Source organism: Vibrio sp. 10N.247.310.24, from assembly GCF_041467175.1.
GTDB classification, from domain to species: Bacteria; Pseudomonadota; Gammaproteobacteria; order Enterobacterales; family Vibrionaceae; genus Vibrio; species Vibrio tasmaniensis_A.
In genome coordinates this window covers 1-1,716 of the sequence record NZ_JBFSUD010000178.1, presented here as the reverse complement: position 1 = coordinate 1,716, position 1,716 = coordinate 1, and the positions used below count along the sequence as shown (strand labels likewise).

The 1,716-nt window shown below is 37.5% G+C and carries 3 protein-coding genes; all 3 read right to left on the bottom strand.

Going from position 1 to position 1,716, the window contains the following annotated elements; genetic code table 11:
• Positions 1-180: 180 nt before the first annotated feature.
• The 3 genes from AB6E08_RS23215 to AB6E08_RS23205 are packed head-to-tail and all read right to left on the bottom strand — an operon-like array spanning position 181 to position 1,432.
• Positions 181-588, bottom strand: a complete 408-nt coding sequence (locus AB6E08_RS23215; RefSeq protein ID WP_372067493.1) for a hypothetical protein — start codon at positions 586-588, stop codon at positions 181-183.
• Positions 573-1,127: a toxin-antitoxin system HicB family antitoxin gene (locus AB6E08_RS23210; RefSeq protein WP_372067496.1), complete on the bottom strand. Its 555-nt coding sequence runs from the start codon at positions 1,125-1,127 to the stop codon at positions 573-575. The genes AB6E08_RS23215 and AB6E08_RS23210 overlap by 16 nt, the downstream gene beginning before the upstream one ends.
• Positions 1,124-1,432, bottom strand: coding sequence for a hypothetical protein (locus tag AB6E08_RS23205; RefSeq protein ID WP_372067499.1), 309 nt, complete (start codon positions 1,430-1,432; stop codon positions 1,124-1,126). The genes AB6E08_RS23210 and AB6E08_RS23205 overlap by 4 nt, the downstream gene beginning before the upstream one ends.
• Positions 1,433-1,716 lie beyond the last annotated feature (284 nt).

Genomic DNA, 1,716 nt, shown 5'->3' with positions numbered 1-1,716 from the left:
CCCATCAACATAAGTTTAGCGGATGTTTGACAACCGGGGGAATCCATGTAGCCGCATTAAGGTGTGAGCAACGCTACCATGAAACAAAACCATTGCGCCATAAACACGAAACCCAACGATGACAACAAAAATGCCAAGCGTTGGGAATCACTCTTAAATACTTTGTTTAGTTTTGTTTACTTATACTAATTCGGGAGCATTAAAATGATAAGGTATAGTGATTTGTCGTAATCCAGCTCTAGATAGAATAGCCATTGTATCCTCGCGAATTATTGAAAACATCAATGACAAACACAGTTCTACACGCTCTTGTTCTGGAAAAGTATTAAAAGCATCTACATCGTAGATATTGTAATCCGATATATATTCACCATTTATATTAAACAGTGTTTTATCTTCATTAAACCCATGAACTTTCAGAGTTGCTATAAGTTGAATTACTTCGTTTTTTTCTGTTTCAATTAACTGTACTTCACAAGAGAACTCCAAAGAGCCACCATTACGTGCCATCTCTGAATCTTCAATTTTAAAACTTGAAGAAAGCAACCTAGTATCGGTTAACTCTACAATATTTAGCTTGCTACCCATTGAAGCTCCTCCCGCTTATCTTTTACTACCCACTGCGGAGACTCTTGATCTTTAAAATTATCAACGTATTCTTTAAACAAATAAGTTGCAGCCACTTTCTGATACTTGTTAATTTGCTCTTGCAAAGCATCAAATCGAGACTTTACTTCTTCAACTACGCTCTTAGAAAGCTGACATTGACCATAATTCATAGAAAGAGAAGATACTAAGTACTGGTTCAAACTCACATCTTCTAATTCAGCCTCTTGAATTAATCGAGCATGCAACGTTTTTGGCATACGCAGAGTTACTCTACCACTTGCAAGCACCCTCTCATCATAACGAGGAGAAGGTGCAGGAAATGCTATATTTTGCTCTTTACACATTTCATATGCAGTTTCAATTGTATCAAGAGCCAGAGTTCTTGCCTCTTCAAACGTGTCACCATACTCTTCAACATCTGAAAGCTCCGCTACTCTCGCTACAAATAGCTCTTCACCTTCAACAATTTCTTTCCGTACTGAAACTGTGTAACGCTCAGAATCAAAGTTTTTCATCATCTTTCACTCATAATTTCCGTTAGTTCGGAATTGTATTTTCTTAGTACACGAATCGTGCTTACTACGTATTGAAACTTCATTGCCCTTTTAGGGTAATGTCCACAATCAATACTGTGGGTTGTGAAAGCCCCACTTGTTTTTTTAGTTAATACTTCATGTACAAAAACTTTATGACCTTCTGTTTTACCTTCTTTCCATGTAAAGCCAATTTCCTCCATGTATAACAGTAAACCATCTTTACCATTACAGGAGATAGAACGCTTTCGGTTTTGAAGGTCATCAATTATCTCGTCTAATCGGCTCATACTCTAATACTAATAGTAATAGTAAGTGACACTACAGGTGGTGTCATTGTTTTTGTTTATAACATTTCGTGATATCGAGTGCAAGAAATGAACGAAAAATGAAAAGGAATATTGTTCGAAGCGCGCATAAAAACTTAACGCTTTAATAAGTGGCTGTAACCACTGATTTTTCCGAGCCTATCAAACTCCAAGCCGAGATTGCCCAGCGTCGATAAGTCCACTTAATTAATTTGTTGAACGAAGCCGCTGCGCGGCAGAGTAAAGCGAGTGCAAGCCATACTCTT

Coding starts and splice junctions, on each gene's coding strand:
- AB6E08_RS23215 (WP_372067493.1), bottom strand. CDS start 588: ATGGGTAGCAAGCTAAATATTGTAGAGTTAACCGATACTAGGTTGCTT.
- AB6E08_RS23210 (WP_372067496.1), bottom strand. CDS start 1,127: ATGATGAAAAACTTTGATTCTGAGCGTTACACAGTTTCAGTACGGAAA.
- AB6E08_RS23205 (WP_372067499.1), bottom strand. CDS start 1,432: ATGAGCCGATTAGACGAGATAATTGATGACCTTCAAAACCGAAAGCGT.